Here is a 25,641-nt window from a genome sequence, read left to right on the forward strand (position 1 = left end):
CCAAGGGTGCCTCGCCGATCAGCAGACGGGGCAGGGGGCGGGGCGATAGCCCTCGTGCATGAGCCGGACCATCCCGCCCGCCACATTCACCACCGGATGCCCGCTGCGGCCGGCAATCGCCGCGGCGGCCGCCGCCGACCGCCGCCCCGAACGGCAGATCAGCGCGATCGGCTGGCCCGGTTTCAGCCTCGGGCCCACCTGTGCGAGAAAGCTGTCGGCGTCGCGGAAGGGAAGCAGGACCGCGTTCGGCAGAACCCCGGTCTCGCGCCACTCGGAGGGCTCGCGGATGTCCACCACCAGCGCCTCACCCCTCTCCAGATCCTGCGCGGCCGGGGCAAGCGTGACCACATCGCCGGCGCGGGCGGCCGGGGCCACCACCTGAACCGCAGCGGCAAGAGCCATGAGCAGACGCTTCATCGGGATCTCCACACATGCATCAAACGGGATGTGGCAGGCCGCGCGGCCCGGGTCAAGCGTCCGATCATGGGGCACGGCCGCACAGGCGGGCCGCACCGGAGGGGCCGGTTCCGGCAGCCGTCTTGGTGCAGGGCGCGGGTTCAGCGGGTGGGGCCGCCGATCCAGACCTCGAGGACCTGCGGACGGATCACGGACAGGGGCACCGCCCGGACCCCCGGCCGGCCGGCGGCCGCCAGATCGGCGGCAAGGAGCCGGGCCGCCGCCGCGTCTTCGGCGCTGTCCGGGTTGAAGCGCACCTCGTTGAGGCCCCTGGCATCGGCCACGCGCTCTTCCGGCGGCACGGTCCAGCCGAGCGCCTCGATCCGCCCGGCCAGGCTTCGGACGCTTTCGCGGGTCATGTCGGCGAACTGGATGAAGACTCTCTGGGGCGGCGGCTCGGCCAGCCCGACCGCGGCGGCAAGACGGTCCAGAAGACCCTCGGCCTCGGGATCGGAGGCCGGCTCCCGCGCCCGGACCACCGCGCGGCGGACCTCGGCCTTGAGCCCGATCCAGTCCGGGCGGTTCCAGCTGTCGGCGGGCACCCCGGCCAGCAGCGTCAGGACATTGACCCGTCCCGTCGAGGTCAGCTCCGGCGGGCCGGCGAGCAGGACGGCGAGGCGGCGGATGATCCTGGCCTGCTCCGAGGCCGGAAGTCGCCCGCCCTGCAGCGCCAGCGACAGCTCGCGCATCAGCGCCGCCTGATCGTCCGAGGGCGGGTCGTTCAGCGCGCCCGCCCGGTCGGCGAGGCGGTCGCCCTCGGTGGCGTTCACGATGGCCCGCCCCCGGTCCGCACGGACGATCTCGTCCAGAAACCGCAGCCCCGTCGCGCGGCCGACCCCCTCGATGGTCATGGCGAGTTTCCAGGGCTCTTCCATCAGCGTGTCGGGCCGGTTCGGGATCAGGAAGGCTTCGGCCACGAAGGGCTGGTCCTGTCCCGCGGGCACCCACACGGGATCGCGCAGCGACACGGCGATCAGCCAGAGCGAGGCCGGCACCGCGCTTTCGCCCGGCTGGAAGATCGGGCCGGTGAAGAAGGTCACGCGGGTGGCCGAGCGGTTGTGCTGCTCGCGGATCCAGTTGGTGAGGCCGGTCCAGACCGCGGCGGTTGCCGGATGCACGGGCGCCTTGTTGAGGTGCAGCTGGACCGACTGGTCCAGCATCCGCGCCATGCGGAAGGGGTCGGCGGCCAGCGGCTCTCCCCACGAGATCATGGTCCGGTCCACATAGTCCGCAGCGACGAGGCCCCCCTCGAACCGGGAGGGATCGGGCCGCATCTCGGGCGGCAGGCGCGGGTCGGGCTCGATGGGGGTGCCGGTGGCGGGCAGCACCTGGCGCGCGGCGCGGTCGAAGTTGACAGCCGCAACCAGCGGCGCCCGCCGCGACTGGTTGTAGACAAAGCTGAAATGCACATAGGGCACGGGTTCGCCGCCCCGGAAGGCCGCAGCCTGCGCCGCGCGATCGAGCGCGGGCAGCGGCAGGGGCCGGCCCAGAAAGAGCGGGTCGTAGCCCTTCAGATCGAGCGCGAAGACCGAGCCCTCCATGTCGGCGGCCACCGGCGCCAGGGCCGCCGCCACATCCGGCGCAAGGACCGAAGGGTCAAGCCGCCCCTCGGCCTGACGCAGGGCGAGGATGCGCAGCACATCCTCGGCCACACCGTCGGGAAGGTCCGCCATGGGCAGCCCCTCGGCCGTCACCAGATCGGCCAGCGCGCCCTGCGCCGCGTCGAGCCGGCTCTGGCGTTCCGAGAGCGCATCCATGCGTTCCTGTGCGATCCGGCGCTCGACATTGGCGTTTTCCAGCGCCACCTGCCGCTCCTGGGCGCGGAGCCGCTCCTCGTCGCCCAGAAAGACCACGTCGCGCGCCAGCGCGCCCTTCTCGCCGGCCGCCTCGGTGGCCTCATGCGTCGCTGTTTCGACCTTGAGGAAGAAGATCCCCGCCGTCGCGACCGCCGCCACGAGCGCGAGCGTGAGACCCGCCGCAATCCGCTTGCGGCGACGCGCGCGGCGGGCCTCGCGCTGCTCCTCGGCAAGGCTGGCGGCGATGAGATCGGCGATCTCGGGATCGCGGCTGAACCGTTCGGCCGAACGCAGCGCCTTGCCCGACAGGAGATAGCCGTGCGAGCGGGTGTCGCGCCACTGGCGCGCCTGCGCCGCAAGCCGGATATATTGGCGCGAGCCGTGCCCCTCGGCCAGCCCGGCGGGCCGTGCGTCGCTGTCCTCCGCCTCGCAGGTAAGCAGGGTTTCGGTCGCCACTGGCCCGGAATAGCCGCGCGCTGTGTCGAGCAGGTCCGCGGTCCAGTAGTCCAGCACCCGCTGCGCGGTCCGCCGGTCCGCCGGGGCGGACAGGACGGCGCCGGTCCGTGCCACGCGCGCGAGGAAGTCGGTGATCTCCTCCTGCGGCAGAAGCCCGCCTCCGGCCGAGCGACGGTCCTGCTGGCGCTGCATCAGCGCCAGATGCGCGGTCTGCAGGTCGAGAATGTTCTCGAACCGATCGGCGGCGCCGTTCCTCATGGCCGAAGCTCCGCCAGAAGCCGATGGAGCGGCAGGCTGATCCGCACCAGCGCCGAACAATCGCCCTTCAGCCGCGAGTCGACGGTGAGAAACCGGATCTGCGCCTCGCCGCGAAAGGCGGAATAGGTGGCCTCGAAGCTCGCGTCGGCCTGCTCGCGGGCGAGCGCGTCATCGACATCCTCGAGATAGGCCAGGATGCGCCGCGCCCAGGCCGCGTCGGGGTCGCGCGCCACCAGCTCCTGCACCATGGCCTTCAGCTCGATCCAGATCGCCGCGAACTCCTCGATCAGGTCCGACCCGTTGCCGCCCCGCTCGAAGAGCTGGTCCAGCTCGGTGATGCGGATGTCGGCCTCCTGCCATTCGCGGTGCTCGACCACTTCCGAGCGGATGGTCGGGATGATGAGGCGCAGCGAGCGCAGCGCGGCCCGGATCGGCTCGCCGCCGTCCGCGCCCGCCACATCCTCGAGCGCATGGGCCAGATCGTCGAGGGGCAGGGCGCTCGCCGTGGTGAAGATCAGGCTGTTCAGCCGCGGCGGGGTGTTCTGGATGATCCATCGGATCTGGCGCAGGGCCGAGCGCGCGCCGGCCGGGTCGGCGCCGTCGATGGCGTCCTGCACCTGCGCCGCCGCCGTCTCGAGCGCGTCGATCCAGAGCGTCTCGGTTGCGCGCGGGATCGGCGCGGGGGGAAGCTGATCGACCGCGTTGCGCGCCATGACGCAGGCGCTGCGCAGCTGGTTGCAATAGACGCGCAGTTCGGCCGCCTGCCGGGGATCGGTGGGCAGGGCGCGGGCGGCGTCGTTCAGGGCGCGGAACTGCTTGATCTGGATCTGGTGCAGACATTCGTGGAGCGACTTGTAGGCGTCGAGGCTGTCCACCGTGTCCACGATCATCGAGAGCCGGTCGCGCGACTGCGACAGCCGCTCGCGCACGGGCGCCTCGTCGAGGCGGGCGCGGACTTCGGTCAGGCCCGAGATCACCTCCTCGACCTGCCGGATCGTGCCGGGCAGCGCGGCGCGGGCCTCGGGGCAGGCCCGCCCGACGAGATCGGCGAACTCCGCCGCATGGGGGCGCCGGGCCAGCATCTCGGCCAGAACCAGCGGCTCGGCATCCTGCCGGCTCACCGCCTCGAGGAGCGCGAAGGCCTGCTGGCGGCCGACGAGATTGTCCGGCACCCATTCCTCGTGCAGGCCGAGGCCGGTGGCCTTGAGCATGATCCGCTTGAGGTCGTCGGTGGTGAAGAGCCGCGCCACCTCCTCGCTCAGCGGTTCGATCAGAAGGGGGGGCAGGGCCATCGCTCACGCCTCCAGCAGCGCCGCGTCGCCCGCGGCGAGGATCGCGGCCCGGATCCGGTCCAGCGGGATCCCCTGGTTGAAGCGTGCCGCGCCCCAGGCCGGATCGCCGTAGTGGTGGAGGAGGACGGGATCCCAGTCCATCGTGAAGACCGGCGAGCCGGACGAGCCGTTCTCGGTGTTCGTCCTGTAGCGGACCCGCGTGCCGTTGGCGTTGGGCCCGATCACCGACTGCGTGTCGAGGGCGAGCTTCATCGGCGCCCCGTCGGGATGCTGCACGATCAGCAGCGGCGCCTCGGCCGGCAGGTCGGGGGGCCGGTCGGGCAGGCGGAGCCAGCCGCGCCCCTCGAGCGGGGCCGCGAGGCGCAGGAGCGCGAAGTCAAGCTCGCCCTCGGAGGGCAGGGGATCGTCCGGCCGGTCGGTGAGTTCGGCCGGAGCGAAGGGCGCATGGCAGACAAGGGCTTCGGCGGCCAGCCGGACGGTCGTCCCCGGCTCGCGCGAGCCGTCGGCGCGCATCACATAGTCGAAGCGGCACTCGGCCTCCGCGAGGTCGGCCTTGGCCACCACATGCCAGTTTGTCAGCACCGCGGCGGGCCCGACCAGAAAGCCTGTCCCCGCCGCGCGGCGCGCGATCTCGATCCGGCAGACCTGCCGGCGGATCGCCGCCAGCCGGTCGATCCAGATCGCAAGGTCGAGCCGGGCCAGATGCGGGCGCACGTTCTTCTGCAGGCCGGGCGCGAAGGCATCGTCGGGCAGGCCGGCCAGCGGCACGCCCGCCACCTGCGGCGAGAGGCCGATGCCGCCGTGCGGCTGCGCGTCGAGCGCCTCGGGGCAGGCGGTGGCCAAGGCTGCGCGCAGTTCGGCGCTGCGTGGGCGGCGATCGCGCATCTCGGACAGGACCCGTGCGGCGAGACCCTGCCGTTCCAGCTCCTGCAGAAGGTCAAACAGGGTCCGCCGCACGGTCAGACCCGCCGGCACCCAGGCCTCATAGAGCCCGTCGCCGGTGGCCGTCAGCATCAGCCGCTCGAGGTCGGCGTGGGTGAAGAGCCGGCTCAGCACCGCGCTCAGGCTCTCGATCTGGCGCGCGTCGAGGGGCATCAGAAGGCCCTGCGCGCGATGCCCTCGGCGGCGCAGAGGCCCGAGAGGGTGGTGTGGGGCAGGCCGGGCAGGCCCGGCTCGTCGAGGACGGCGCCCAGCACATGGGCCCAGTTCGTCCGGTCGCCGCCCCAGCTTCCGCCGTAGTGAAGGCCGGTCACGAAGGGCAGGCTGTCGAGCCCCATGACAAGCGAGCCTGAATTGCCGCCGAGCGTCGAGGCGTCGTGGTTGAGCGTCCGGCCGCCGAGCGCCGAGGGGGTGATCTCGCCCGGAGCCAGCCGCTTGAAGCCCCAGAGCTTGTCGAAGAGCAGCCGCAGCACGCGGTCGGTTTCGGACACCGTGCCGAGCGAGGCGGGATCGGGGCGCGCGGGATAGCCCGCCACGAAGACCTGCGTCTGGGGCAGGGCCACGCGCCGCCCCTCGGCCAGCGCGAGGGGGCGGCGCGTCCCGGGCACCGGCGCGGCCAGCCGGAAGACGGCGAGATCAAGGCAGCCGTGGTCGATCCCGACCGGCGGGATCGCCCGCGCACCGCAGAAGAGCAGCTCGCGCAGCGGCTGTGCATCCGCGCTGTCGCGGCCGGCGAACTCGTGGCCGAAGTCGAAGCGCGGATCAAGCTCGGTCCGCAGCCGCGGCGCCTCGCCCTCGGGGAAGGCGACGAACAGCTGCGCGACATGGCGGTTCGTCACGATCACGTCGGGGGCGACCAGCCATCCGGTTCCGGCGTAGGGCATCAGCGGGTGCGTGATGTCGATCCGTCCGACCGCGGCCAGGGCAGTGCGCACCTCGGCCTCGCGCAGCGGATCGGCAAGAAGGTCGGCCCAGCCGCCGGCCGGGCTGGTCGCAAAGTCGGGCGCATCCTCGCGCACGAGGAAGGAGGGCCGCGAGCCGTCCGTCCGCACGATGACCTCAAGCGCGGCCGCCACGGCGTCCATCGGCGCGTGCGTCCGGTCGCGCCGCCCCGCGATCAGTTCCAGCCCCTCGCGGCCGTTGACGAGAACCTGACGGGTCAGGTCCGGGTCTGCGGTGGCCAGATCCATCTCGGCGGCGCGGCGCAGCGTCTCTTCGGACCGCTCGATCCGGGCCGAAATGGCCGAGGGCGAGAGGTCCGGCCCGTCGCGCCCGATCTCGGCCGTCTCGAACGGGCTGCCGTCCGGCGACAGGCGCGGCATGATCTCGGCCGCCAGTGACTCGATCGAGGATCTGTCGTGCCTTTCCATCGGCTCCTCCTGCCGGGAAGGGGCGGAAACGGATGCCGGGGGCGTCGCGCCCGCCGGCCGCTGGATCAATGGCCCGTCCGGGCGGATGCGTCGAAAGACGCCGGTCAGGCGAGGCTTGGAAATGTCCTTGTCTTGTCGAGGGAGGATACAGGCGAAGGGCGGCCAAGGGTAGTCGCCCGATGGTTGAAGCTGACCCATTCGGAATGTTGACGCAGGGTCATGATTCGCCCACCATGGCGGGTGCGGCGGTTGCCGTCATTGTGCCCTCCAGTTGCCGGACCTGAATTTTTCCGGGCGCTTTTGGCGCCCCAAGGGCCATTCTGCCATGGATATCGGTTCCCATCCCGCGGCGCCGTCCGCGGAAGATCTCTTCGAAATGCTGGGCTATCGCGAGGCCGAGACCTCGGACGCCGGAACGGTCGAGGCCACGGTCCTCGACATCCCCTGGAGCGACGCGATCTCGGAGAGGGCGCGCGGCTTCATCGTGGGATGGGAGACCGGCGGGCGGGCCTTTTACGAGCGGGTGATCAAGGCGCGCCCGGTCTGGCCCGAGTTCGCCTCGGGCATCACCATCGGTTGCGGCTACGACCTCGGCTACCATCGGCCTGACGAATTCCGCGCCGACTGGCAGGGCCGCCTGCCCGGAGCCGCCATCGAGAGGCTCGCGCGCACGATCGGCTTTCGCACCGACGAGCCCGGACGCCCGGCCAAGGTGGCGCAGGCGCGCGCGCTTGTCCGCTCGCTCGCCGACATCGCGATCCCGTGGGAGGTGGCGATCGCCCAGTTCGACGAGGGCAAGATGCCGAAGCTGGTGGCCCAGCTTTACCGCTCGCTCGATCATCTCGACCGGCTTCATCCGCACGCGCGCGGCGCGTTGCTCAGCCTCGTGTTCAACCGCGGCTCGGGCGGCTTCGTCTCGTCGAAGGACCGCTTCCGCGAGATGCGCGCGATCGCGCGGGCGATGGCCTCGGGCGAGCGGTCCGAGATGGCCCGCATCCCCGATCTTCTGCGCGCCATGAGCCGGGTCTGGGGCGAGGGCTCGAGCCTCGCGCGCAGGCGGCGCGAGGAGGCCGACCTGTTCGAGGCCGGCCTCTCCGAAGAGCGGCTGACCGAGGCGGTGGTGGCGCTGCGCCAGCACGCCGAGGTGGAGGCGCCCGCCGCGCCGCTGGCCGAGCAGCACGAGGATGTGGCGGATGTCAGCGACGACGAGGAGACGGTCGAGGAGCCGGCGCTGACCGAAGCGCCGGGGCCGACGGTTTCGGATGTGCGCTGGAACCCCAACGACGACGACCATCCCGACTACCGCCACCTTCCGCGCGCCGGGCAGGGCGCCACCTTCGACCTGACGGCGGCGGATCTCGAGAGGCTCGTGCGGCTCAACGCCTTTCTCGTGCGGCCCGGGCCGCTCGTCTTCGCGCTGCGCGGCTGCCGGATCGCCGGGGCCGACCGGCGCGAGGATGTGGAGGTGCTGACGCTGGTGGACCAGCGGCCCGACCATCGCGACTACCGCTGCGTCATCGGCGTGCTCGACCGCGGGGCGGGCCGGATGCACGCCTACCGCGCCTCGACCGTGCCCGAGGCCAGGGCGCTGGTGACCGGCGTCCAGAAGGCGCGGCAGGGGATCTTCGAGGGCAACCTGCTGCCGACGGGCTGCTACACCTACACGGTGGGCACCCACCGCGCGGGCACCTCGGGTGAGATCCGCGGCGTGCTGCGGCTGGCCTCGACCGCCACGGGAGCGGCCGAGGTCGTCGCGCTGCGCAGCCTTCAGGACGTGGTCTATGACCGGCGCGACTTCTGGCACCGCTGCGCGCCGGCCGACAACATCCATCCCGGCCGGCGGCGCGAGGGCTTTTCCTCGCTCGGCTGCCTGACGCTGCCGGGCGATTATGACCGGGGCAGCCGCAGCCATTCGGGCCTCTGGGCCGACTTCCGGGTGGCGCTGGGCATGGGGCGGACCTTCGCCGCCTCGGACGACGGGCGGCAGTTCAGCGTGATGCTGCTGACCGGGGCCGACGCGGCCCTTGCCGCCGGCCTGCGCGGCGCGCCGGCGGAGGGGCTGCGGCGTCTGCGCTTCGGATCGGCCGGGGCGGCGGTGGCGCGGCTTCAGGCGCAGATGGGGCTGGCACCCGACCGGCAGCGGCTGGTGGGGCCCGTAACCCGCTCGGCCTTCGTGGCCCTCCAGCAGCGCAGGCTCGGCTGGGCGGACGGCATCCTGTCGCCCGAGATGGAGGCCGATCTCGGCCTCGACGTGTTCCGAGAGGGAGAAGAGTGATGAACCGCATCGACCGAAGCCAGCTCGAAGCCATGCTGATGGACATTGACGTGCCGGACGAGGCGATCCGGCCCTATCTGCAACTCGATCCGCTCGAGAGCGCGCCCTACGAGCCGACGGTCGTCGCCAACCCCGCCCGCGTGGCCTATGCGGCAACCGAGGCCGCGATGGCGCTCAATTCGCTCAACGGGGTGGCGCGCTGGCGGCGCCAGCAGCGTTACGCCCGCAAGATCGGCAACTGGAACGGCCTGAAGGTGGTGGCCGAGGGCGACAGCTGGTTCCAGTATCCGTTCCTGCTCGACGATGTGATCGACCATCTCTTCGACCGCTGGGCGATCTACTGCGTGAGCGCGGCGGGCGACCTTCTGCGCGACATGGCCCGGCAGGAGGAGGTGACGGTGGCGGTTCTGGCCCAGAAGCCGGACCTGCTGCTTCTCAGCGGTGGCGGCAACGATGTGCTCGGCGGCGGGGCGCTGCAGAAATACCTGCTGCCCTTCGATCCCGCCGTGGATGCCGCGGGCCATGTCGGGCCCGCCTTCGACGGCATCCTGAGGGGGACGGTGGACATCTACGCCGACCTGATCGAGGGGGCGCTGCGGGCGGGGGCGAAGCGGGTCGTCTGCCACAGCTACGATCACGTCATCCCGAACGGGGGCCGCTGGCTCGGCCGGCCGATGGCCGCGATGGGGATCGCCGATCGGGCCTTTCAGCGGCAGATCATCCGGGTGCTCATCGACCGGTTCCACGAGGCGCTGGCCGGGATGGCGGCGCGGTTCGGCGGGCGGGTGACGGTGGCCGACTGCCGCGGTCGCGTGCCCGACGCCGGCTGGTATGACGAGCTGCATCCCACCTCGCAGGGGTTCGTGGGGCCTGCGCGCGTCATCCTCGCCGCCGTGGAGGGCATGTCCGAGACCACCGTCTTCGCGGTCCCCGAGATGCCGATGGCCGAGCGGCCCCTGCCGGCCGGAGAGCCGGAGGCGGCCGCCACCCTGCTCGATGCCGAGGAGGAGGCGCTGGTGGCCGAGATCGGCCGGCGGCAGGCCCTGTTCGAGGTCGATCCTTCGGTCGGAGGAACCCTCGCGCTGGAACTGCCGGTCGCGCTGCCCGAGACGGTGCAGCTGCCCTTCCGCGACCTTGGGCTTGCGGTGGTCACCCGGCTCGAGCGCGAGCTGCACACGCTCATGTGCACCGAGGCGGGGCAGGGCGACCGCGAGGCCCTGCAGCAGGCGCTGGGTCTGCCGCAGGCGGGCCTCGTGGGGGCGATGACAGCGGCACTGATGGGGCTTGGTTGCCCCGCCTTCGTGGCGCCGCTGGTCGCGGCCGTGATCGTCAAGCGCGGGGTGGCCCCGGCCTGGGACGAGACATGCCGGATCTGGAGCCTGCGGCTCGAGGCGATGCCCGAGGTGGCGCCGGCCGACGGGTGAGGGCCGGCGCCGTCACGGCACCAGCGCCCCGCGGGCGCCGATGACGCGGGCGGCAAGACGGGCGCCGGCCCGGACCGCGTCCGCGAGCGGCGCTCCGGTCAGATGCGCCGCAAGGAAGCCCGCGTTGAAGCTGTCGCCCGCGGCGGTCGTGTCGATCACATTTTGCACACGTTCGGGGGGGTGGCTCTGCTGGCCTTCCGGGGTCAGCGTCACCATCGGGCCCGCGCCGTCCTTGACCACTACGAGCGTCGCGCCGGCGTCCGCATAGCGCGCCGCGGTGGCGGCCGCGTCGGCGTCGCCGAAGAAGGTGGCCTCGTCCTCGTGCGAGGGCAGGACGATGTCGGCATGGCGCGCGGCCTCGGTGATGGCCGCGCACATGGCCGCCGGATCGGGCCAGAGCCGCGGGCGCAGGTTCGGATCGAACGCCACCACGCTGCCCGCCGCCCGCGCGGCCGCGAGGGCCTCGAGGAGCCGCGCGCGGTCGGCCGGATCGAGGATCGCCAGCGTGATGCCCGAGAGGTAGATCAGCGCGGCCTCCGCGAACCCGGCCTTCAGCGCGGCGACATCGCGGGCGAGCAGCCTGGCCGCGCTCTGCCCGCGCCAGTAGGCAAAGCTGCGCTCGCCGTTCGTCAGTTCGATCAGGTAGAGTCCCACCGTCCGGTCCGAAAGGCGCGCGACATGGGCGGTGCCAAGCCCCGCCTCCTCGAAGAAGGCCACCATCCGCGCCGAAATCGGGTCGGTGCCGACAGCGGTGAGATAGTCCACCGGCCGGTCGGCCGGCAGGGCGCGGCGCAGATACCAGGCCGTGTTCAGCGTGTCGCCGGCAAAGCCCATCGCATAGGTGCCCTCGCCCGTTGGCGCCATCTCGACCATGCATTCGCCGACCGAGACGATGCGTTTCTTCAGAGATCGGGCAGACATGCGTCCTCCTGTGCGAAATAGCTCTGGTGATCGAGGCGGATCCGCTCGATCTGGATCTTGATGCGGTTGAGGTGCCGGTGCATCCGCCGCATCGCCTCGGGCGCGTCGCGCGCCTCGATGGCCTGCATCACCTCGAGATGGTCGGCGTAGGCATCCTTCGAGGCAAAGGCCAGCGACAGGTAGCGCACCCGGTCCATGTGAGACTTGTTCTCGCGGATGATCTCCCAGGCGAAGCCGCAGCCGGACCGCACGCAGATCTCGCGGTGGAACTGGTCGTCGAGCGCGTGAAAGCGGAGCCGGTCGCCCGCCGCCGACGCCTCGCGCTGAAGGTCGAGGATCTGCCAGAGTGCGGCGTGGTCCGCCTCGGTCAGACGCTCGCAGGCCACGCGCACCGTCTCGGCCTCGATGGCGGCCCGGATGAAGCGGGCCTGCATGACGCTGCGGGTCGAGATCTGCGAGACGGTCGTGGCCCGCTGGGGACGGATCGCGAGGAAGCCCAGCTTGGACAGCCGGTAGAAGGCGTCGCGCACCGGCTGGCGCGAGACGCCGAATTGACGCGCGACCTCGATCTCGGACAGCTTGGTGCCGGGAGGCAGGTCAAGCTCGATGATCCGGTCGTGCAACTGGTCGAAGACCTGATCCGTGACCGAGGGCCGGATGGGTGCCTCGAGCGTCGGCAGCGTGATCGCGTCGGTCATGTCCTCTCCGTTGACAGGTGAAGCATACTAGCATATTAGTCAGACACGGCGGCCAAATGCCACCGTTATCTGATGGCTTGACGCAGGGAGGAGGCGGAAGGCAATGGGGCTGCTGCACGCAGATCGGCTGTTTCCGATCGAGGAGGGCGCCCGGGCGCTGGCCCGCTCGCTTCACGCATCGGTCAAGGACCTGCCGATCGTCTCGCCGCACGGCCACACCGATCCGCGCTGGTTCGCCGAGAACGAGGCTTTCCCGGACCCCGCCCAGCTTTTCGTGACGCCGGACCATTACGTGTTTCGGATGCTGCATTCGCAGGGCATCCCGCTGGAAGCGATGGGCGTGCCGCGCGCCGATGGCGGGCCGACCGAGACCGACGGCCGCACGATCTGGCGGCTGTTCGCGGCCAACTACCACCTCTTCCGGGGCACGCCCTCGCGGCTGTGGCTGGACCATGCCTTTTCCGAGGTCTTCGGGCTGGAGCGCCGGCTTTCGGCCGAGACGGCGGATGCAAGCTATGACCATATCGCCGACTGCCTGAGCCGGCCCGAGTTCCGGCCCCGCGCGCTGTTCGAGCGGTTCGGGATCGAGGTCATCGCCACCACGGAAAGCGCGCTCGACGACCTGCGCTGGCACCGGATGATCCGCGAGAGCGGCTGGCAGGGCCGCGTCATCACGGCCTACCGGCCGGATGCGGTGGTCGATCCCGACTTCGCAGGCTTTGCCGACAATGTGGCGGCGCTGGGCGAGCTGACGGGCGAGGATACCGCGACCTGGCCGGGCTATCTCGCGGCCCACCGAAAGCGCCGGGCGTATTTCAAGGAGTTCGGCGCCACCTCGACCGACCATGGCCACGCCACCGCCCGGACCGAGGATCTGCCGCAGGCCGAGGCGGCGGCGCTCTTTGCCAAGGCGCTCAAGGGCGCCTGCACGCCCGACGAGGCCGACGCCTTCCGCGGGCAGATGCTGACCGAGATGGCGCGGATGAGCCTTGACGACGGGCTGGTGCTGCAGATTCATCCGGGCAGCTTCCGCAACCATTCGCAGCCCGTCATGGACCGTTTCGGCCGCGACAAGGGCTTCGACATTCCGACCCGCACCGATTACGTCCGCGCGCTGCGGCCGCTTCTATCGGCTATGGGGGGCGATCCGCGGCTGACGGTGATCGTCTTCACGCTGGACGAGACCGCCTATGCCCGCGAGCTGGCGCCGCTGGCCGGCGTTTACCCGGCGCTGAAGCTCGGCCCCGCCTGGTGGTTCCACGACAGCCCCGAGGGGATGCGCCGCTTCCGCGAGATGACCACCGAGACGGCGGGCTTCATGAACACCGTGGGCTTCAACGACGACACCCGCGCCTTCTGCTCGATCCCCGCCCGGCATGACGTGGCCCGGCGGGTGGACAGCGCGTTCCTGGCGACGCTGGTCGCCACCGGGCGCCTCGACGAGGACGAGGCCTTCGAGGTGGCGCAGGACCTGGCCTACCGGCTGGCGAAACAGGCATACCGGCTCTGAGACAATGACCAAGGGAGGAGAAACCATGACCAGAACCCTGACCGCAGCCCTGCTGGCGAGCGTGGCGCTTGCCGCGCCGGCCTTCGCCGAATGCGAGGTGACGCTGCGTTCCTCGGACACCCATCCGGACGGCTATCCGACCGTCGAGGGCGTCAAGCACATGGCCGAGCGCGCGAAAGAGCTGTCGGACGGCCGGATCTGCATCGAGGTCTTCCCCTCGTCGCAGCTGGGCGAGGAAAAGGACACGATCGAGCAGACCCAGTTCGGCGTGATCGACATGGTGCGCGCCTCGTTCGGCTCGTTCAACGACATCGTGCCGGAAGCGCAGCTGCTGTCGCTGCCCTATCTCTTCCGGTCGGTCGAACACATGCATGCCGTGATGGACGGCCCGGTGGGCGACGATCTGGCCCGCGCCTTCGAGGCGAAGGATCTGGTGGCCGTGGCCTACTATGACGGCGGCTCGCGCAGCTTCTACAACAGCCGGAAGCCGATCGCCTCGATCGACGACCTGAAGGGCATGAAGTTCCGCGTCATGCAGTCGGACGTCTTCGTGGACATGATGTCGGCGCTGGGCGCGAACGCCACGCCCATGCCCTACGGCGAGGTCTATTCCTCGATCCAGACCGGCGTGATCGACGGGGCCGAGAACAACTGGCCGTCCTACGACAGCTCGGGCCATTTCGAGGTGGCGAAATACTACACGCTCGACCAGCACCTGATGGTGCCGGAGCTGGTGGCAATCTCGAAATCGACCTGGGACGGGCTCTCGCCCGAGGATCAGCAGATCCTGCGCCAGGCCGCCGAGGAGTCCGAGCCGGTGCAGCGCCAGCTCTGGGCCGAGCAGGAGAAGGCGTCGGAAGAGAAGGTGCTCGCCGCCGGGTCCGAGGTGATCCGCGACATCGACAAGACCCCCTTCATCGAGGCGATGGCGCCGGTCTACGAGAAGTATGTCACGAAGCCGGAATACCAGGATCTCGTGAAGCGCATCCAGGAAACCGAGTGACCTGACCTGTCGGCCCGCGGACGCTGTTCCGCGGGCCGCTTCCTTCGACGAGGTGCAATGTGCAGGACGGATTGAGAAGGCTTGCCCTCGTCATGGGCGGGCTGGCGCGGGTCGCGCTTTGGATTGCGGGCACCGGGCTCGTGCTGATGACGGTCTTCGTCTTCGCGCAGGTCTTCGTGCGCTACGTGATGAACGACAGCCTGCACTGGGCGGAACCGGCGGCCGTAACCATCATGGCCTGGTTCATCTTCCTCGGCGCCGCCGTGGGCGTGCGCGAGGGCTATCACCTCTCGTTCGACGTGCTGCTGTACTTCCTGCCGCGCCGCGTCGCGCCCTGGCTGCACACCATCTCGGATCTCTTCGTGGTGGGCTTCGGCTTCGGGATGTTCTGGTATGGCTGGTCGCTGGCCGCCCGCGCGGCCAACGACTACATGCCCGGCCTCGGCATCAGCCGCGGCTTCGAATTCGCACCGCTGATCTCGGGCGGCGTCCTTCTCGTCCTCTTCTCGATCGAGCGCATCCTGCGCCGGGCCGCGGGCCTGCACACCGCCCGCTTCGGCGAGGACGCGCCGGAAGAGCCTGAAACCACCACCACAGGGGCCTGACGTTGGAGCTGTTCATCCTGTTCGGAAGCTTTGTCTTCCTGCTGCTCATCGGCACGCCGGTCGCCTTCTGCCTTGGCGTCTCGAGCTTCCTCACGGTGCTTTACCTCGGGCTGCCGCCGGTGGTGGTGTTCCAGCGGCTGAACTCGGGCGTGTCGGTCTATGCGCTGATGGCCATTCCCTTCTTCATCTACGCCGGCGACCTGATGGTGCGGGGCGACATCGCGCGCCGGCTGGTGGCGCTGGCGGGCGCCATGGTCGGCCACCTGCGAGGGGGGCTCGGGCAGGTGAACGTGGTGGCCTCGGTCATGTTCGGCGGCGTCTCGGGCTCGGCCGCGGCCGATGCCTCGGCGGTTGGCGGGCTGATGGTGCCGCAAATGAAGGAGCGCGGCTATGGCGCCGATTATGCGGTGAACCTGACCGTTCTGGGCTCGATCATCGCGCTGATGATCCCGCCGTCGCACAACATGATCATCTATTCGATCGCGGCCGGCGGGCGGATCTCGATCGCGGACCTGTTCACCGCCGGCATCATTCCGGGCTTCCTTCTGGCCGTGGCGCTGATGATCGCGGCCTATTTCGTCGCCCGCCACCGCGGCTATCCGACCGAGACCTTCCCCGGCCTGCGGGCGCTGGGGGCGATCTTCGTGGCCGCCGTGCCGGGTCTGATCCTTGTGGCGCTGATCTTCGGCGGCGTGCGCTCGGGGATCTTCACCGCCTCGGAGAGCGCCAACATCGCCGTGGTCTATGCGCTGCTGGTGACCATCCTGATCTACCGCACGCTGACCTGGTCGGAGTTCGTCCACGCCACTCTGGGCGCTGTGCGCACGACGGCGATGGTGCTGCTGGTGATCGGCTGCGCGGCGGCCTTCGGCTGGCTGCTGGCCTATCTCAGGGTGCCGACGGCCATCGTGGCCTTCATGCAGGGGCTGTCGGACAATCCGCTGGTGATCCTGCTTCTCATCAACGTGGCGCTGCTGGTGCTGGGCACCTTCATGGACATGTCGCCGCTGATCGTCATCACCACGCCGATCTTCCTGCCGGTGGCGCAGGCCTTCGGGGTGGACCCGGTGCATTTCGGGGTGATCCTTGTGCTCAACCTCGGGATCGGACTTTGCACGCCACCCGTGGGGGCGGTGCTCTTCGTCGGCTGCGCGGTGGGCAGGATCTCGATCTGGCAGGCGATGCGGACGATCTGGCCCTTCTACGGCGCGGCCGTCATCGTCCTCTTGCTCGTCACCTACATTCCCACGCTGTCGCTCTGGCTGCCGGCGCAGTTCCGCTGAGGTTTTTCCATGTTTCCCATCGTTTCCACCGATCCCGGCGTGACGCGGCAGGTTCTGGCCGACGATCCCGCGCTGATGCTGGTGGCCTTCCGGTTCGAGGAAGGCGCCGAGGGCCGGATGCACAGCCATCCGCATGTGCAATCCACCTTCGTCCAGTCGGGGCGCTTCCTGTTCTTCCTCGGGGACGCGACGCACGAGATCGGGCCGGGTGACAGCCTGATGATCCCCTCGGGCGTGACCCACGGCTGCCGCTGCCTCGAGGCGGGGATGCTGGTCGACAGCTTCGCCCCGCGCCGCGACGATTTCCTCTGAAGGAGCTTCCCATGACCCATATCGAGATCCGTCACGCGATGGACCCCGTGTCCGCCCGCCAACTGGACACCGCCGGCCTGCGCGAGGCCTTCCACATGGGAGACCTGTTCCACGAGGGCGCGATCCGGCTGGTCTACACCCATTACGACCGGATGATCGTGGGCGGTGCCGTGCCGGGGCCGGAGCCGCTGGTGCTGGACGAGGTGAAGCCCACCGGCACCGCCTCGATCCTCGACCGGCGCGAGATGGGGGTGGTGAACATCGGCGGCCCCGGCACCGTCTCGGCCGCGGGCGAGACCTGGGAGATGGGGCGCGGCGACGTGCTTTACCTGCCGATGGGCGCGGGGCCGGTGACCTTCGCCGGACAGGGGCGGTTCTACCTCCTGTCGGCGCCCGCCCACGCCGCCCATCCCGCGCGGCTGGTGACGCTGGCGGATGCGAAGAAGGTCAAGATGGGCGCGCCCGAGACCGCGAACGAGCGCACGATCAACCAGTTCATCCATCCCGAGGTGATGCCGTCCTGTCAGCTTGTCGTGGGCTACACCCAGTTCCACGGCGGCTCGGTCTGGAACACCATGCCCGCCCATGTCCACGACCGGCGGATGGAGGTCTATCTCTACTTCGACCTCGCCGCCGATGCCCGCGTGTTCCACTTCATGGGCGAGCCCGAAGAGACGCGCCATCTGGTGATGAAGAACGAGGAAGCCGTGGTCTCGCCGCCCTGGTCGATCCACTGCGGCTGCGGCACCGGCGCCTACACCTTCATCTGGGCGATGGCCGGCGACAACGTGGATTATCGCGACGTCGAACCCGTCGCGATGGAGGATCTGCGGTGATCTCCTTCTCGCTGGCAGGCCAGCGCGCGCTGGTCACCGGAGCCAATACCGGGATCGGTCAGGCCATCGCCGTGGGCCTCGCCGGGGCAGGGGCCGAGGTGATCGCCGCCGGCCGCTCCTCCTGCGCGGAAACCGTGGCGCTGACCGGCGGGCGCGAGCTGCGGCTTGACTTCGCGGACCCGATGGCGGCCCGCGACGTCTTCGAGGCCGAGCCGATCGACATCCTCGTGAACAATGCCGGCATAATCCGCCGGGCCGATGCGGTGGATTTCACCGAAGAGGACTGGGACGCGGTGATGGACGTGAACCTGAAGGCCGTGTTCTTCACCGCGCAGGCCTTCGCCCGCGCGGCGCTGGCGCGGGGGACGGGGGGGCGGATCATCAACATCGCCTCGCTTCTCAGCTTCCAGGGAGGCATCCGCGTGCCCTCCTACACCGCCGCCAAGCATGGCGTGGCGGGGATCACCAAGCTGCTGGCGAACGAATGGGCGGCGAAGGGCATCAACGTGAACGCCATCGCGCCGGGCTATATCGAGACCAACAACACCGAGGCCTTGCGGGCCGATGAGGCGCGCAACCGCGCCATCCTCGACCGCATCCCCGCCGGCCGCTGGGGCCGGTCCGAGGACATCGCCGGAGCGGCGGTGTTCCTCGCCTCACCCGCTGCGGCCTATGTCCATGGCGCAATCCTGAATGTCGATGGAGGCTGGCTTGCCCGCTGAGATTGGAATCGTCCACCTGGGACTTGGCGCCTTCTTCCGCGCCCACGGCGCGATCTATGTCGAGGAGGCGGTTAAGGCCTCGGGCGGCGACTGGTCCATCCTTGGCGTCAGCCTTCAGTCGCCCACGATGCGCGATGCGCTGGCCCCGCAGGGCTTTGCCTACCACGCCGTCGAGCAGGGGCCCGAGGGCGAGACCGTCCGCCGGGTCGAGGTCGTGCGGCAGGTGCTGGTGGCGAAGGAGGACCCCGAGGCGGTCCTGGCCGCCATGGCGGACCCCGGCGTGAAGATCGTGAGCCTGACGGTCACGGAAAAGGGCTACTGCCACAATCCCGCGACCGGCGCGCTGAATCCCGACCATCCCGACATCCTCCATGACCTCGCCGATGCGCGGCCGCGCTCGGCCCCCGGCTATCTGGTGCGCGCCCTGCAGCGGCGGCGCGAGGCGGGGCTGCGTCCCTTCACCGTGCTCTGCTGCGACAACCTTCCCGAGAACGGCCGCGTGGTGCGGGGCGTGGTGCTGGACCTCGCCCGCCGGATCGATCCGGCCCTCGCCGACTGGATCGCAGCCGAGGGCCGCTTCCCCTCGACCATGGTGGACCGGATCGTGCCCGCGACCAAGCCCGAGGACATCGAGCGGCTGCGCGCACAGGGCATCGAGGACAACCTGCCGGTGATGCACGAGCCCTTCAGCCAGTGGGTCGTCGAGGACGATTTCGTGGACGGCCTCCGCCCGGATCTCGGGGCGGTGGGCGTGCAGCTTGTGCAGGACGTGACACCCTTCGAGCACATGAAGCTGCGGATGCTGAACGGCACCCATTCCTCGCTGGCCTATCTCGGCTATCTCGCGGGGCACGAGACCATCGCCGAGACGGTGGCCGATCCGGTCTTTGCCGCCTTCGTCCAGCATCTGTGGCGGGACGAGATCATCCCGGCCCTGACGCCCCCGCCGGGGGTGGATCTGGCCGCCTACGCCGACCAGCTGTTCCAGCGCTATTCGAACCCGGCGATCCGGCACCGGACCTGGCAGATCGCGATGGACGGCAGCCAGAAGCTGCCGCAGCGCATCCTTGGCACTCTGGCCGAGAACCTCGCCGCGGACCGCCCCTCTCCGGGCCTGATGCTCGCGGTGGCGGGCTGGATGCGCTATGTCTCGGGCACGGACGAAAACGGCCAGCTGATCGAGGTCAAGGACCCGCTGGCCGACGAGCTGCGCCGACGGGCGGCCGAGGGCGTGCCCGCGCTGCTCGCGCTTCGCGCCGTGTTCCCCGAGGAGTTGGCGGGCCAACTTGCGCCGGGCATCGCGGCCGCCCATGCGCGGCTGATCGAGGTCGGCGCCCGGCGTGCGGCCGAGGATATCTCCGGGACGTGAGTCAGCCTCTCCCGGAGAAAAGGAAGGGGCGTCCTTCGGGACGCCCCTTCTGATGTCTGGCCATGCCGTGCGGATCAGTCCTTGGCGCGCTCGACGTAGCTCAGGTCTTCGGTGTTGATCACGATGCGCGTGCCGGCCGAGATGTGCGGCGGCACCATCACGCGCAGCCCGTTGGTGCACATCGCCGGCTTGTAGGAGGACGACGCGGTCTGGCCCTTCACCACCGGCTCGGTCTCGGTGATCTCGACCACCACCTTCTGCGGGAACTCGATCGAGATCGCCACGTCGTTGTGGGTCTGCAGATAGACGCGCATCCCCTCGGTCAGGAACACCTTGCCGTCGCCCACCACGTCGGGCGAGACCACGACCTGGTCGTAGCTCTCGGGCTCCATGAAGTGGTAGCCCTCGCCGTCCTCGTAGAGGAAGTCATACTCGCGCTCGTCCACGGTGGCGCGCTCGACCTGCTCGGTCGTCTTCCAGCGCTCCGAGACCTTGGTGCCGTCCGAGATCCGCCGCATGTCCACCTGCGTCACCGGCGTGCCCTTGCCGGGGTGGAAGTTCTGGGCAGTGAGGACGACATAGAGCCGGCCGTCGATATCGACGACATTGCCCTTGCGGAGGCTCGAGGCGATGACTTTCACGGGTCTCTTCCTTGCGATGGGAGGGGGCGCATCGTAGAACGCGCAGGATTGGCCGTGCGCCTATCCCATCCGCGCCAGAATTTCCAGACGAAAGCCGCCGAATGTCCGCTTCCTCGTGGTGGCAGCCCCACCGTCACGCCGACCGTCGCCCGCTGCTTCTGGCGCGCAACCGCATCCAGTCGGCGATCCGCGGCTGGCTGGTGGCCGAAGGCTTCACCGAGGTCGATCCGTCGGCACTTCAGGTCAGCCCCGGAAACGAGGCGCATCTGCACGGCTTCGAGACTTCGGCCATTGGCAACGACGGGCAGGGGCGGCGGATGTATCTGCACACCTCGCCCGAGTTCGCGATGAAGAAACTGCTGGCGGCGGGCGAGACGCGGATCGCGGCCTTCGCCCATGTCTGGCGCAACCGCGAGCGCGGCGTGCTGCACTCGCCTGAGTTCACCATGCTGGAATGGTATCGGGTGGGCGAGGGCTACGAGGTGCTGATGGCGGATTGCGCGGCCTTCCTGCGGCTAGCGGCCGAGGCGGCGGGCGCGCGCGAGCTGCGCTTCCGCAACCGGACCTGCGATCCCTTCGCCGAGCCCGAACGGCTGTCGGTGGCCGAGGCTTTCGCGCGCCACGCCGGGATCGACCTGCTGGCCACGGTGGACGGGCAGGGCGCGCCCGATGCCGCGGCGCTGCGCCGCGCGATGACGCGGGCGGGCCTCTCGGCCGGGTCGGACGACGGCTGGTCGGACATGCTGAGCCGGGTGCTGGTGGAGAAGGTCGAGCCGCATCTGGGGCATGGGCGGCCCACGATCCTCGACCGCTATCCCGCGGCCGAGGCGGCGCTGGCGCGGCGCGCGCCGGACGATCCGCGCGTCGCCGAGCGTTTCGAGCTTTATGCCTGCGGGGTGGAACTCGCCAACGGCTTCGGCGAACTGACCGATCCGGCCGAACAGCGCCGCCGTTTCGAGGCCGAGATGGCCGAGAAGGAGCGGGTCTATGGCGAGACCTATCCGCTCGATGAGGAGTTCCTCGCGGCGCTGGCCCTGATGCCGCCCGTAAGCGGGATCGCCCTTGGCTTTGATCGGCTGGTGATGCTGGCCACCGGCGCCCCCCGCATCGACGAGGTGATCTGGGCGCCCGTCGGCTGAGACCGGACGCTCAGAACACCGTGCGCGAGGCCGCTCCGAAGAGCGGGGTCGAGGCGGCGATCGACCAGGCGAGCATGAGGCCGAGGCCGAGGCCGATGGTGGCGGGCCCGGTCACGCGGGCGATCCACCGGCCCATCGTGCCGAAGACCAGCAGGAACAGCAGGAACACCGGCAGCACCGTGAAGGACAGGCCCAGCCGCTCGGGTTCCGCCGCGATCGCTCCGCCGAGGGCCAGAAGCGGGGCCAGTGCCAGCAGGAGCCTCCGCCACAGCCGCGCGCGATGGGCGAGATGGGCGTGGGCCAGCATGAAGGGCAGGGTGCCGAGCGCGAGCAGCCCCATCAGCGGCAGGCGCGGCCCGGTGGGCAGGAAGGCCGCCGCATAGCGATCCATCGCCAGCGCGAAGAGCAGGCTGCCCGCCAGCAGCACCGCCAGCGTGGGCAGGTTCACCCGCCGGTCGAGGCCGCGGTAATGCGCGAGCAGGCCAAGCTGGATCACGCCCCAGACCCCGAAGAAGAGGGCGATCCGCCCGATCCCCGCCAGCCCCAGCACGGACGCGCCGAGGTTCAGCGACAGGAGCGCGGCGGGCAGCGCCGGGGCGGCGATGAGCACGAGGAAGAGCCGCCAGCCCGGCTCTGGCCCGTGCTTGCTGCGGTCCGGCAGCAGCGCGGCGGCCGGCCAGACGAGGGCCACGAGCCCGGCCAGCAGCAGCAGGATCCACGGCCCTGTGGCCGCCACGGGGGCGGCGCGGTTTGGCGCCATCCAGTCGCGGATCTCGCGCAGGGTCGTCGGGCTCCAGAGCACGCCGGCATGTCCGACGAGGGGCGCGACCGCCGCCCGCCGCTCGACGAGGCCGGCCTCCACCGTCTCGCCCTCCGCACCGTCGGGCGCCACCTGCCGCACCATCCCGAGCGCCACCTCGCGCAGGCCGCCCTCGCGCTGGCCCGAGAGGATCAGGAGCCGGGCCGGCGTCTCGGGCGTGACCTCGCGCGAATAGGCCGAGATCAGCGCGACCGGCCCCACGTCGGTCAGACGGTCCGCGGTGCGCACCAGAATGTCGGTCGCCATCGAGTGACCGATCAGGGCCGGTGGTCCCGCCACCCCCGGCAGGGCCCGCGCCGCCTCCACGACCTCGAGCGTCTGGCGCACGAGCTGGACGGTGGTTCCGCTCGATCCCTGTTCGTTGGGGAAGGCATCGGGCGACATCGGCATGACGCTGCGCCCCTGGCCGTGGAAGTCGAACGAGACCACCGCCATGCCTGCGCGCGCCAGCGTGAGCGAGATCGCCTCCATCATCTGGCGCGAGCCGCCAAAGCCGTGCGTCACCACGGCAAGCGGCGCCTCCGGCCCGCCGGCGGCGCGGTAGAGCGTGGCGGGCGTCGTGCCGATCATCATCGGCGTGCGCTCGATCCCCGCGCGCGCGCGTTCGAGCATCAGGATCGCCAGCCCCACCGCGACGACGGCCAGGACGGCGACGAGAATCCTCGGGCGGAAAGCGGGCGGGGACAAGAGAGAACCTCCGGCAGGGACGATGCCGAAGGTTCTCCCCGTCCCCCGCCTCAAGGTCAAGCGGTGGCTTGGCGCTCGAACCGCGGGAACAGCACTTCGTTTTCCAGATGCATGTGCGCGACCAGATCGTCCGCGAACTTGCGCACGCCCGCATAGAGCGCGTGCCACGAGCGGCAGGCGCCTTCCGGCGGAGTGAAGCCGCGGGTGATGTGCTCGAGCCGGCGCAGCTGATCGCCGTGGCTGTCGTGTTCGGCCCGCATGACGGCGATCGGCTGGAAGATCATCGGCGCGCCGCCCATCCGCATCATCGGGAAGAGGATCTGCTCTTCCTTCTGCATGTGGTCCTCCATCCCGTCGCGCATGTCGTCGAGCAGGAGCATCAGCCCGTGGGGCGCCTCTTCATGGTCGCCGTGGACCGCCTCGACCTTCTCGGCCAGCGGGATGAGGTCGGCCAGCTCGCGCCGGTGGGTCTCGTGGTAGCGCGCGAGGATGTGCTCGATGAGGGCTGCGGTCTCGGCCGGCGCTTCGGCCCGGGCGGCCGTGGCCAGGGCCTGAAGCTCGGAGAGCAGCGCCTCGGGGGCGAGGTTCCGGTTCCCGGCCGCCTCGGCCAGGCTCTGCCCGCCGCCACAGCAGAAGCTGATGCCGTGACGGCGGAAGAGGCCCGCCGCGCCGGGCAGGCGGGCGGCGACCTCGCCCACTTCGCTGTCGAGGGTGAGGGAAATGTCGGACATGGCGTCTCCTTCCGGTGTTCCTGGGGTGCTGCTAGCGGCAGGAACGGGCGAGAACGTTGCGCCAGCGCACGGAAAACGGCGGCACGCTGCGACGCGCGGCGCCTTTGACGCCGGGGTCCGGCTCGCCTAAGCCGGGCCCGGATGCAGGAGGGCACCATGGACGCGGACGAACGGACCAAGCGCGAGGCAATCATCGCGGCCTGTCTCGAGATGAACCGCTCGGGCCTCAATCAGGGGACGTCGGGCAACATCTCGGTACGGCATGGCGAGGGGCTGCTCATCACCCCCACGGCCATCGCCTACGAGCGGCTTCAGCCCGAGGATATCGTCTTCCTCGCGATGGATGGCACGGCCACCGGGCGGCACCGGCCCTCGAGCGAGTGGCGCTTTCACCGCGACATCCTGGCCGCGCGGCCCGATGCCCATGCGGTCGTCCATGCCCATCCGACGGCCTGCACCACGCTGGCGATCCTGAACCGCGAGATCCCCGCCGTGCATTACATGATCGCGGCCGCGGGCGGGCCCACGGTCCGCGTGGCGCCCTATGCGATCTACGGCTCGGAAGAGCTGTCCCATCATGCGGTGGCCGCGCTCGAGGGGCGGCTGGCCTGCCTGCTCGAGCATCACGGGATGATCGCCATCGGGCCCTCGCTCGCGCGGACGATGTGGACGGCGGTCGAGGTCGAGACGCTGGCCCGGCAGTATCTCGGCTGCCTGCAGGTTGGCGAGGTGCGGATCCTCTCGGATGAGCAGATCGCCGCGGTGGTCGAGAAATTCGCAGGCTACGGGCTGCAGGTCTGAGCGCCCCGCGGGCAGCAGGGCGCCCTTTCCGGTGGTCCTGCCGCGGTCAGCGGCGGACCGTCTTGAGGCCGGTCAGCATCGGCCGGATCAGGTCCTCGCGCTTCCAGAGCTTGTAGAAGGCGATGGCCACGAGATGCAGGACCACCAGCGCGAAGGTCAGGTTGCCGAGGAACTCGTGCCAGCCGGGGGCCGCACTGGCGACCCACGAGGGCACCGAGGAGGCGAGCGGCCCCACGTTCACGAAGTCGTCGGGGTCGGCCACCAGCCCGGTCAGGGCCTGCAACGCCAGCACCACCAGCAGCGCCACGATGAAGAGCCCGCCCAGCGGGTTGTGGCCGCGCCAGTAGGACGGCGTCGGCCGCCACGCCTCGGCCGCGTAGGCGAGGATCTCGCGCGGGCGATAGACGAAGCTCGTGAAGCGGGCGGGGCGCGGGCCGACCAGCGCCCAGAGCAGACGGAAGGCAAGCAGCCCGATCACCGCATAACCCGCATAGAAATGCAGCGTCATGATGTCCGGGCCGAACTTGCCAAGACCCCAGCAGAGGACGACGAACGCCGCCAGTGCCCAGTGGAAGATCCGCAGCAGCGGGTCCCAGATGCGGACGGTTTCGACGGCGGAGGATGAGATGTCCGGGCTGCTCATGGCTCAGTTCTTCGCGCGGAAGTCGTCGTGGCAGGACTTGCAGGTGGCGCCGACCTTGTTCACGGCGGCGCCAAGCTCCTTCTGGCCGTTGCCCGCGACCGGCTCGAGCGCGGCCACAGCCTCGAAGAAGGCCATGCCCTTCTTCTGGTAGGCGTCCATGTCCTGCCAGATCGCAGCCTTGGCGCCGGTGCCCTTCACATCGTCGGCCGAGGTGCCGGGGGCATAGAGGTCGGAGGGATTGTATTTGGTCAGTGCCACGAGGTCGGCGGCATGGGCCTTGGCTGCGTCGGCGTCATAGGGCATCTCGCCCTTCGCCATCGCGGCCAGCGGGCCGAACTCGAGCGCCACGAGCGAGAAGAAGCCCTTGCGGGCTTCGACGACACGCTCGACATCGGCGGCCATCGCGACGGCGGGAAGGGCGGCCACCAGGGTGGACAGAAGAACTCGTCTCATCAGTCTTTCCTTGCTACAGGCCCACAACGGGCGGGCGAACGTCACACGGTAACGCCCCCGAAATCCGTCGCGGACCGGGCCAGGTTCAACTGCGGCAGCTTGCCGCACCGGCGGCAGAAACTGAATTTAGTCGCTTTGTAGCAGGAGCTTGCAAACGAATATTCGTGTATGAATATTTCGTGAAGTGGCCCTGCAGAGGCG

Annotated in this window: 24 protein-coding genes; 12 read left to right on the plus strand and 12 right to left on the minus strand. The window is 70.2% G+C overall.

All coding sequences use genetic code 11. The annotated features are described in order from the left end of the window. Window positions 1-18: 18 nt before the first annotated feature. The 5 genes from FG154_RS11990 to FG154_RS12010 all read right to left on the minus strand — a co-directional run bounded on the left by FG154_RS11990 (window position 19) and on the right by FG154_RS12010 (window position 6,567). A complete protein-coding gene (locus tag FG154_RS11990; RefSeq protein ID WP_145108038.1) occupies window positions 19-417 on the minus strand; it encodes a rhodanese-like domain-containing protein in 399 nt (132 codons plus the stop codon). A 140-nt stretch (window positions 418-557) separates the two neighbouring features. Next, window positions 558-2,966 (minus strand): DNA/RNA non-specific endonuclease, encoded by a 2,409-nt coding sequence (locus FG154_RS11995; RefSeq protein ID WP_145108041.1) that lies wholly within the window; start codon window positions 2,964-2,966, stop codon window positions 558-560. Next, window positions 2,963-4,258, minus strand: a complete 1,296-nt coding sequence (locus tag FG154_RS12000; protein WP_145108044.1) for a hypothetical protein — start codon at window positions 4,256-4,258, stop codon at window positions 2,963-2,965. Before FG154_RS12000 ends, FG154_RS11995 begins: the two co-directional genes overlap by 4 nt. A gap of 3 nt (window positions 4,259-4,261) precedes the next feature. Further along, a complete protein-coding gene (locus FG154_RS12005; protein WP_145108046.1) occupies window positions 4,262-5,353 on the minus strand; it encodes a trypsin-like serine peptidase in 1,092 nt (363 codons plus the stop codon). Continuing rightward, window positions 5,353-6,567, minus strand: coding sequence for a S1 family peptidase (locus FG154_RS12010; RefSeq protein ID WP_186312340.1), 1,215 nt, complete (start codon window positions 6,565-6,567; stop codon window positions 5,353-5,355). The genes FG154_RS12005 and FG154_RS12010 overlap by 1 nt, the downstream gene beginning before the upstream one ends. A gap of 325 nt (window positions 6,568-6,892) precedes the next feature. Here FG154_RS12010 and FG154_RS12015 point away from each other — a divergent pair, with 325 nt between their 5' ends. Continuing rightward, entirely contained in the window at window positions 6,893-8,842 is a 1,950-nt protein-coding gene (locus FG154_RS12015; RefSeq protein ID WP_145108052.1) for a lysozyme family protein, read from the plus strand. Beyond that, window positions 8,842-10,266: a GDSL-type esterase/lipase family protein gene (locus tag FG154_RS12020; protein ID WP_145108055.1), complete on the plus strand. Its 1,425-nt coding sequence runs from the start codon at window positions 8,842-8,844 to the stop codon at window positions 10,264-10,266. The genes FG154_RS12015 and FG154_RS12020 overlap by 1 nt, the downstream gene beginning before the upstream one ends. 12 nt (window positions 10,267-10,278) lie before the next feature. Here the strand turns inward: FG154_RS12020 and FG154_RS12025 are convergent, their stop codons facing one another. Further along, complete coding sequence (locus FG154_RS12025) at window positions 10,279-11,187, minus strand: sugar kinase (RefSeq protein ID WP_186312341.1); 909 nt, start codon at window positions 11,185-11,187, stop codon at window positions 10,279-10,281. Beyond that, a complete protein-coding gene (locus tag FG154_RS12030) occupies window positions 11,169-11,885 on the minus strand; it encodes a GntR family transcriptional regulator (protein WP_145108057.1) in 717 nt (238 codons plus the stop codon). The genes FG154_RS12025 and FG154_RS12030 overlap by 19 nt, the downstream gene beginning before the upstream one ends. Window positions 11,886-11,988: 103 nt before the next feature. Between FG154_RS12030 and uxaC the strand changes: the two genes are divergently transcribed. From uxaC to FG154_RS12070, 8 genes are read left to right on the plus strand one after another with little or no spacing between them, the layout of a single operon-like run. Next, window positions 11,989-13,395 carry a glucuronate isomerase gene (gene uxaC / locus FG154_RS12035; protein ID WP_145108060.1) on the plus strand — a complete coding sequence of 469 codons (1,407 nt, stop codon included), beginning with the start codon at window positions 11,989-11,991 and terminating at the stop codon, window positions 13,393-13,395. 25 nt (window positions 13,396-13,420) lie between these two features. Next, entirely contained in the window at window positions 13,421-14,398 is a 978-nt protein-coding gene (locus FG154_RS12040) for a TRAP transporter substrate-binding protein (protein WP_145108063.1), read from the plus strand. A 59-nt stretch (window positions 14,399-14,457) separates the two neighbouring features. After that, window positions 14,458-15,003 carry a TRAP transporter small permease subunit gene (locus FG154_RS12045; protein WP_145108065.1) on the plus strand — a complete coding sequence of 182 codons (546 nt, stop codon included), beginning with the start codon at window positions 14,458-14,460 and terminating at the stop codon, window positions 15,001-15,003. Between the two features lie 2 nt (window positions 15,004-15,005). Further along, a complete protein-coding gene (locus FG154_RS12050) occupies window positions 15,006-16,286 on the plus strand; it encodes a TRAP transporter large permease (protein ID WP_145108068.1) in 1,281 nt (426 codons plus the stop codon). A 9-nt stretch (window positions 16,287-16,295) separates the two neighbouring features. Then, window positions 16,296-16,598, plus strand: a complete 303-nt coding sequence (locus FG154_RS12055) for a cupin domain-containing protein (RefSeq protein WP_145108071.1) — start codon at window positions 16,296-16,298, stop codon at window positions 16,596-16,598. Between the two features lie 11 nt (window positions 16,599-16,609). Continuing rightward, window positions 16,610-17,434 carry a 5-dehydro-4-deoxy-D-glucuronate isomerase gene (kduI, locus tag FG154_RS12060; protein WP_145108073.1) on the plus strand — a complete coding sequence of 275 codons (825 nt, stop codon included), beginning with the start codon at window positions 16,610-16,612 and terminating at the stop codon, window positions 17,432-17,434. Beyond that, window positions 17,431-18,156: a 2-dehydro-3-deoxy-D-gluconate 5-dehydrogenase KduD gene (gene kduD, locus FG154_RS12065; RefSeq protein WP_145108075.1), complete on the plus strand. Its 726-nt coding sequence runs from the start codon at window positions 17,431-17,433 to the stop codon at window positions 18,154-18,156. Before kduI ends, kduD begins: the two co-directional genes overlap by 4 nt. Beyond that, window positions 18,134-19,525 carry a mannitol dehydrogenase family protein gene (locus tag FG154_RS12070; RefSeq protein ID WP_145108157.1) on the plus strand — a complete coding sequence of 464 codons (1,392 nt, stop codon included), beginning with the start codon at window positions 18,134-18,136 and terminating at the stop codon, window positions 19,523-19,525. The genes kduD and FG154_RS12070 overlap by 23 nt, the downstream gene beginning before the upstream one ends. Before the next feature lie 74 nt (window positions 19,526-19,599). Here FG154_RS12070 and efp read toward each other — a convergent pair whose 3' ends face one another. Further along, a complete protein-coding gene (gene efp / locus FG154_RS12075) occupies window positions 19,600-20,166 on the minus strand; it encodes an elongation factor P (RefSeq protein WP_011909363.1) in 567 nt (188 codons plus the stop codon). A gap of 101 nt (window positions 20,167-20,267) precedes the next feature. Between efp and epmA the strand changes: the two genes are divergently transcribed. Further along, a complete protein-coding gene (gene epmA, locus FG154_RS12080) occupies window positions 20,268-21,305 on the plus strand; it encodes an EF-P lysine aminoacylase EpmA (RefSeq protein ID WP_145108078.1) in 1,038 nt (345 codons plus the stop codon). A 10-nt stretch (window positions 21,306-21,315) separates the two neighbouring features. Here epmA and FG154_RS12085 read toward each other — a convergent pair whose 3' ends face one another. Both FG154_RS12085 and ric read right to left on the minus strand, forming a co-directional pair. Beyond that, window positions 21,316-22,812, minus strand: a complete 1,497-nt coding sequence (locus FG154_RS12085; RefSeq protein WP_145108081.1) for an alpha/beta hydrolase — start codon at window positions 22,810-22,812, stop codon at window positions 21,316-21,318. A gap of 56 nt (window positions 22,813-22,868) precedes the next feature. Continuing rightward, complete coding sequence (gene ric, locus FG154_RS12090; protein ID WP_145108083.1) at window positions 22,869-23,543, minus strand: iron-sulfur cluster repair di-iron protein; 675 nt, start codon at window positions 23,541-23,543, stop codon at window positions 22,869-22,871. Between the two features lie 156 nt (window positions 23,544-23,699). On the opposite strand from ric, the gene FG154_RS12095 reads away from it, so the two are divergent. Further along, window positions 23,700-24,344 carry a class II aldolase/adducin family protein gene (locus FG154_RS12095; protein WP_145108086.1) on the plus strand — a complete coding sequence of 215 codons (645 nt, stop codon included), beginning with the start codon at window positions 23,700-23,702 and terminating at the stop codon, window positions 24,342-24,344. Between the two features lie 46 nt (window positions 24,345-24,390). Here the strand turns inward: FG154_RS12095 and FG154_RS12100 are convergent, their stop codons facing one another. Together FG154_RS12100 and FG154_RS12105 are read right to left on the minus strand one after the other, a co-directional pair. Further along, on the minus strand, window positions 24,391-24,987 hold the full coding sequence (locus FG154_RS12100) for a cytochrome b/b6 domain-containing protein (protein WP_145108089.1): 597 nt from the start codon (window positions 24,985-24,987) through the stop codon (window positions 24,391-24,393). 3 nt (window positions 24,988-24,990) lie between these two features. After that, window positions 24,991-25,440 carry a c-type cytochrome gene (locus FG154_RS12105; RefSeq protein ID WP_145108091.1) on the minus strand — a complete coding sequence of 150 codons (450 nt, stop codon included), beginning with the start codon at window positions 25,438-25,440 and terminating at the stop codon, window positions 24,991-24,993. Window positions 25,441-25,641 lie beyond the last annotated feature (201 nt).

It is taken from the genome of Cereibacter sediminicola, assembly GCF_007668225.1.
In the GTDB taxonomy this organism is placed as follows: domain Bacteria; phylum Pseudomonadota; class Alphaproteobacteria; order Rhodobacterales; family Rhodobacteraceae; genus Cereibacter_A; species Cereibacter_A azotoformans.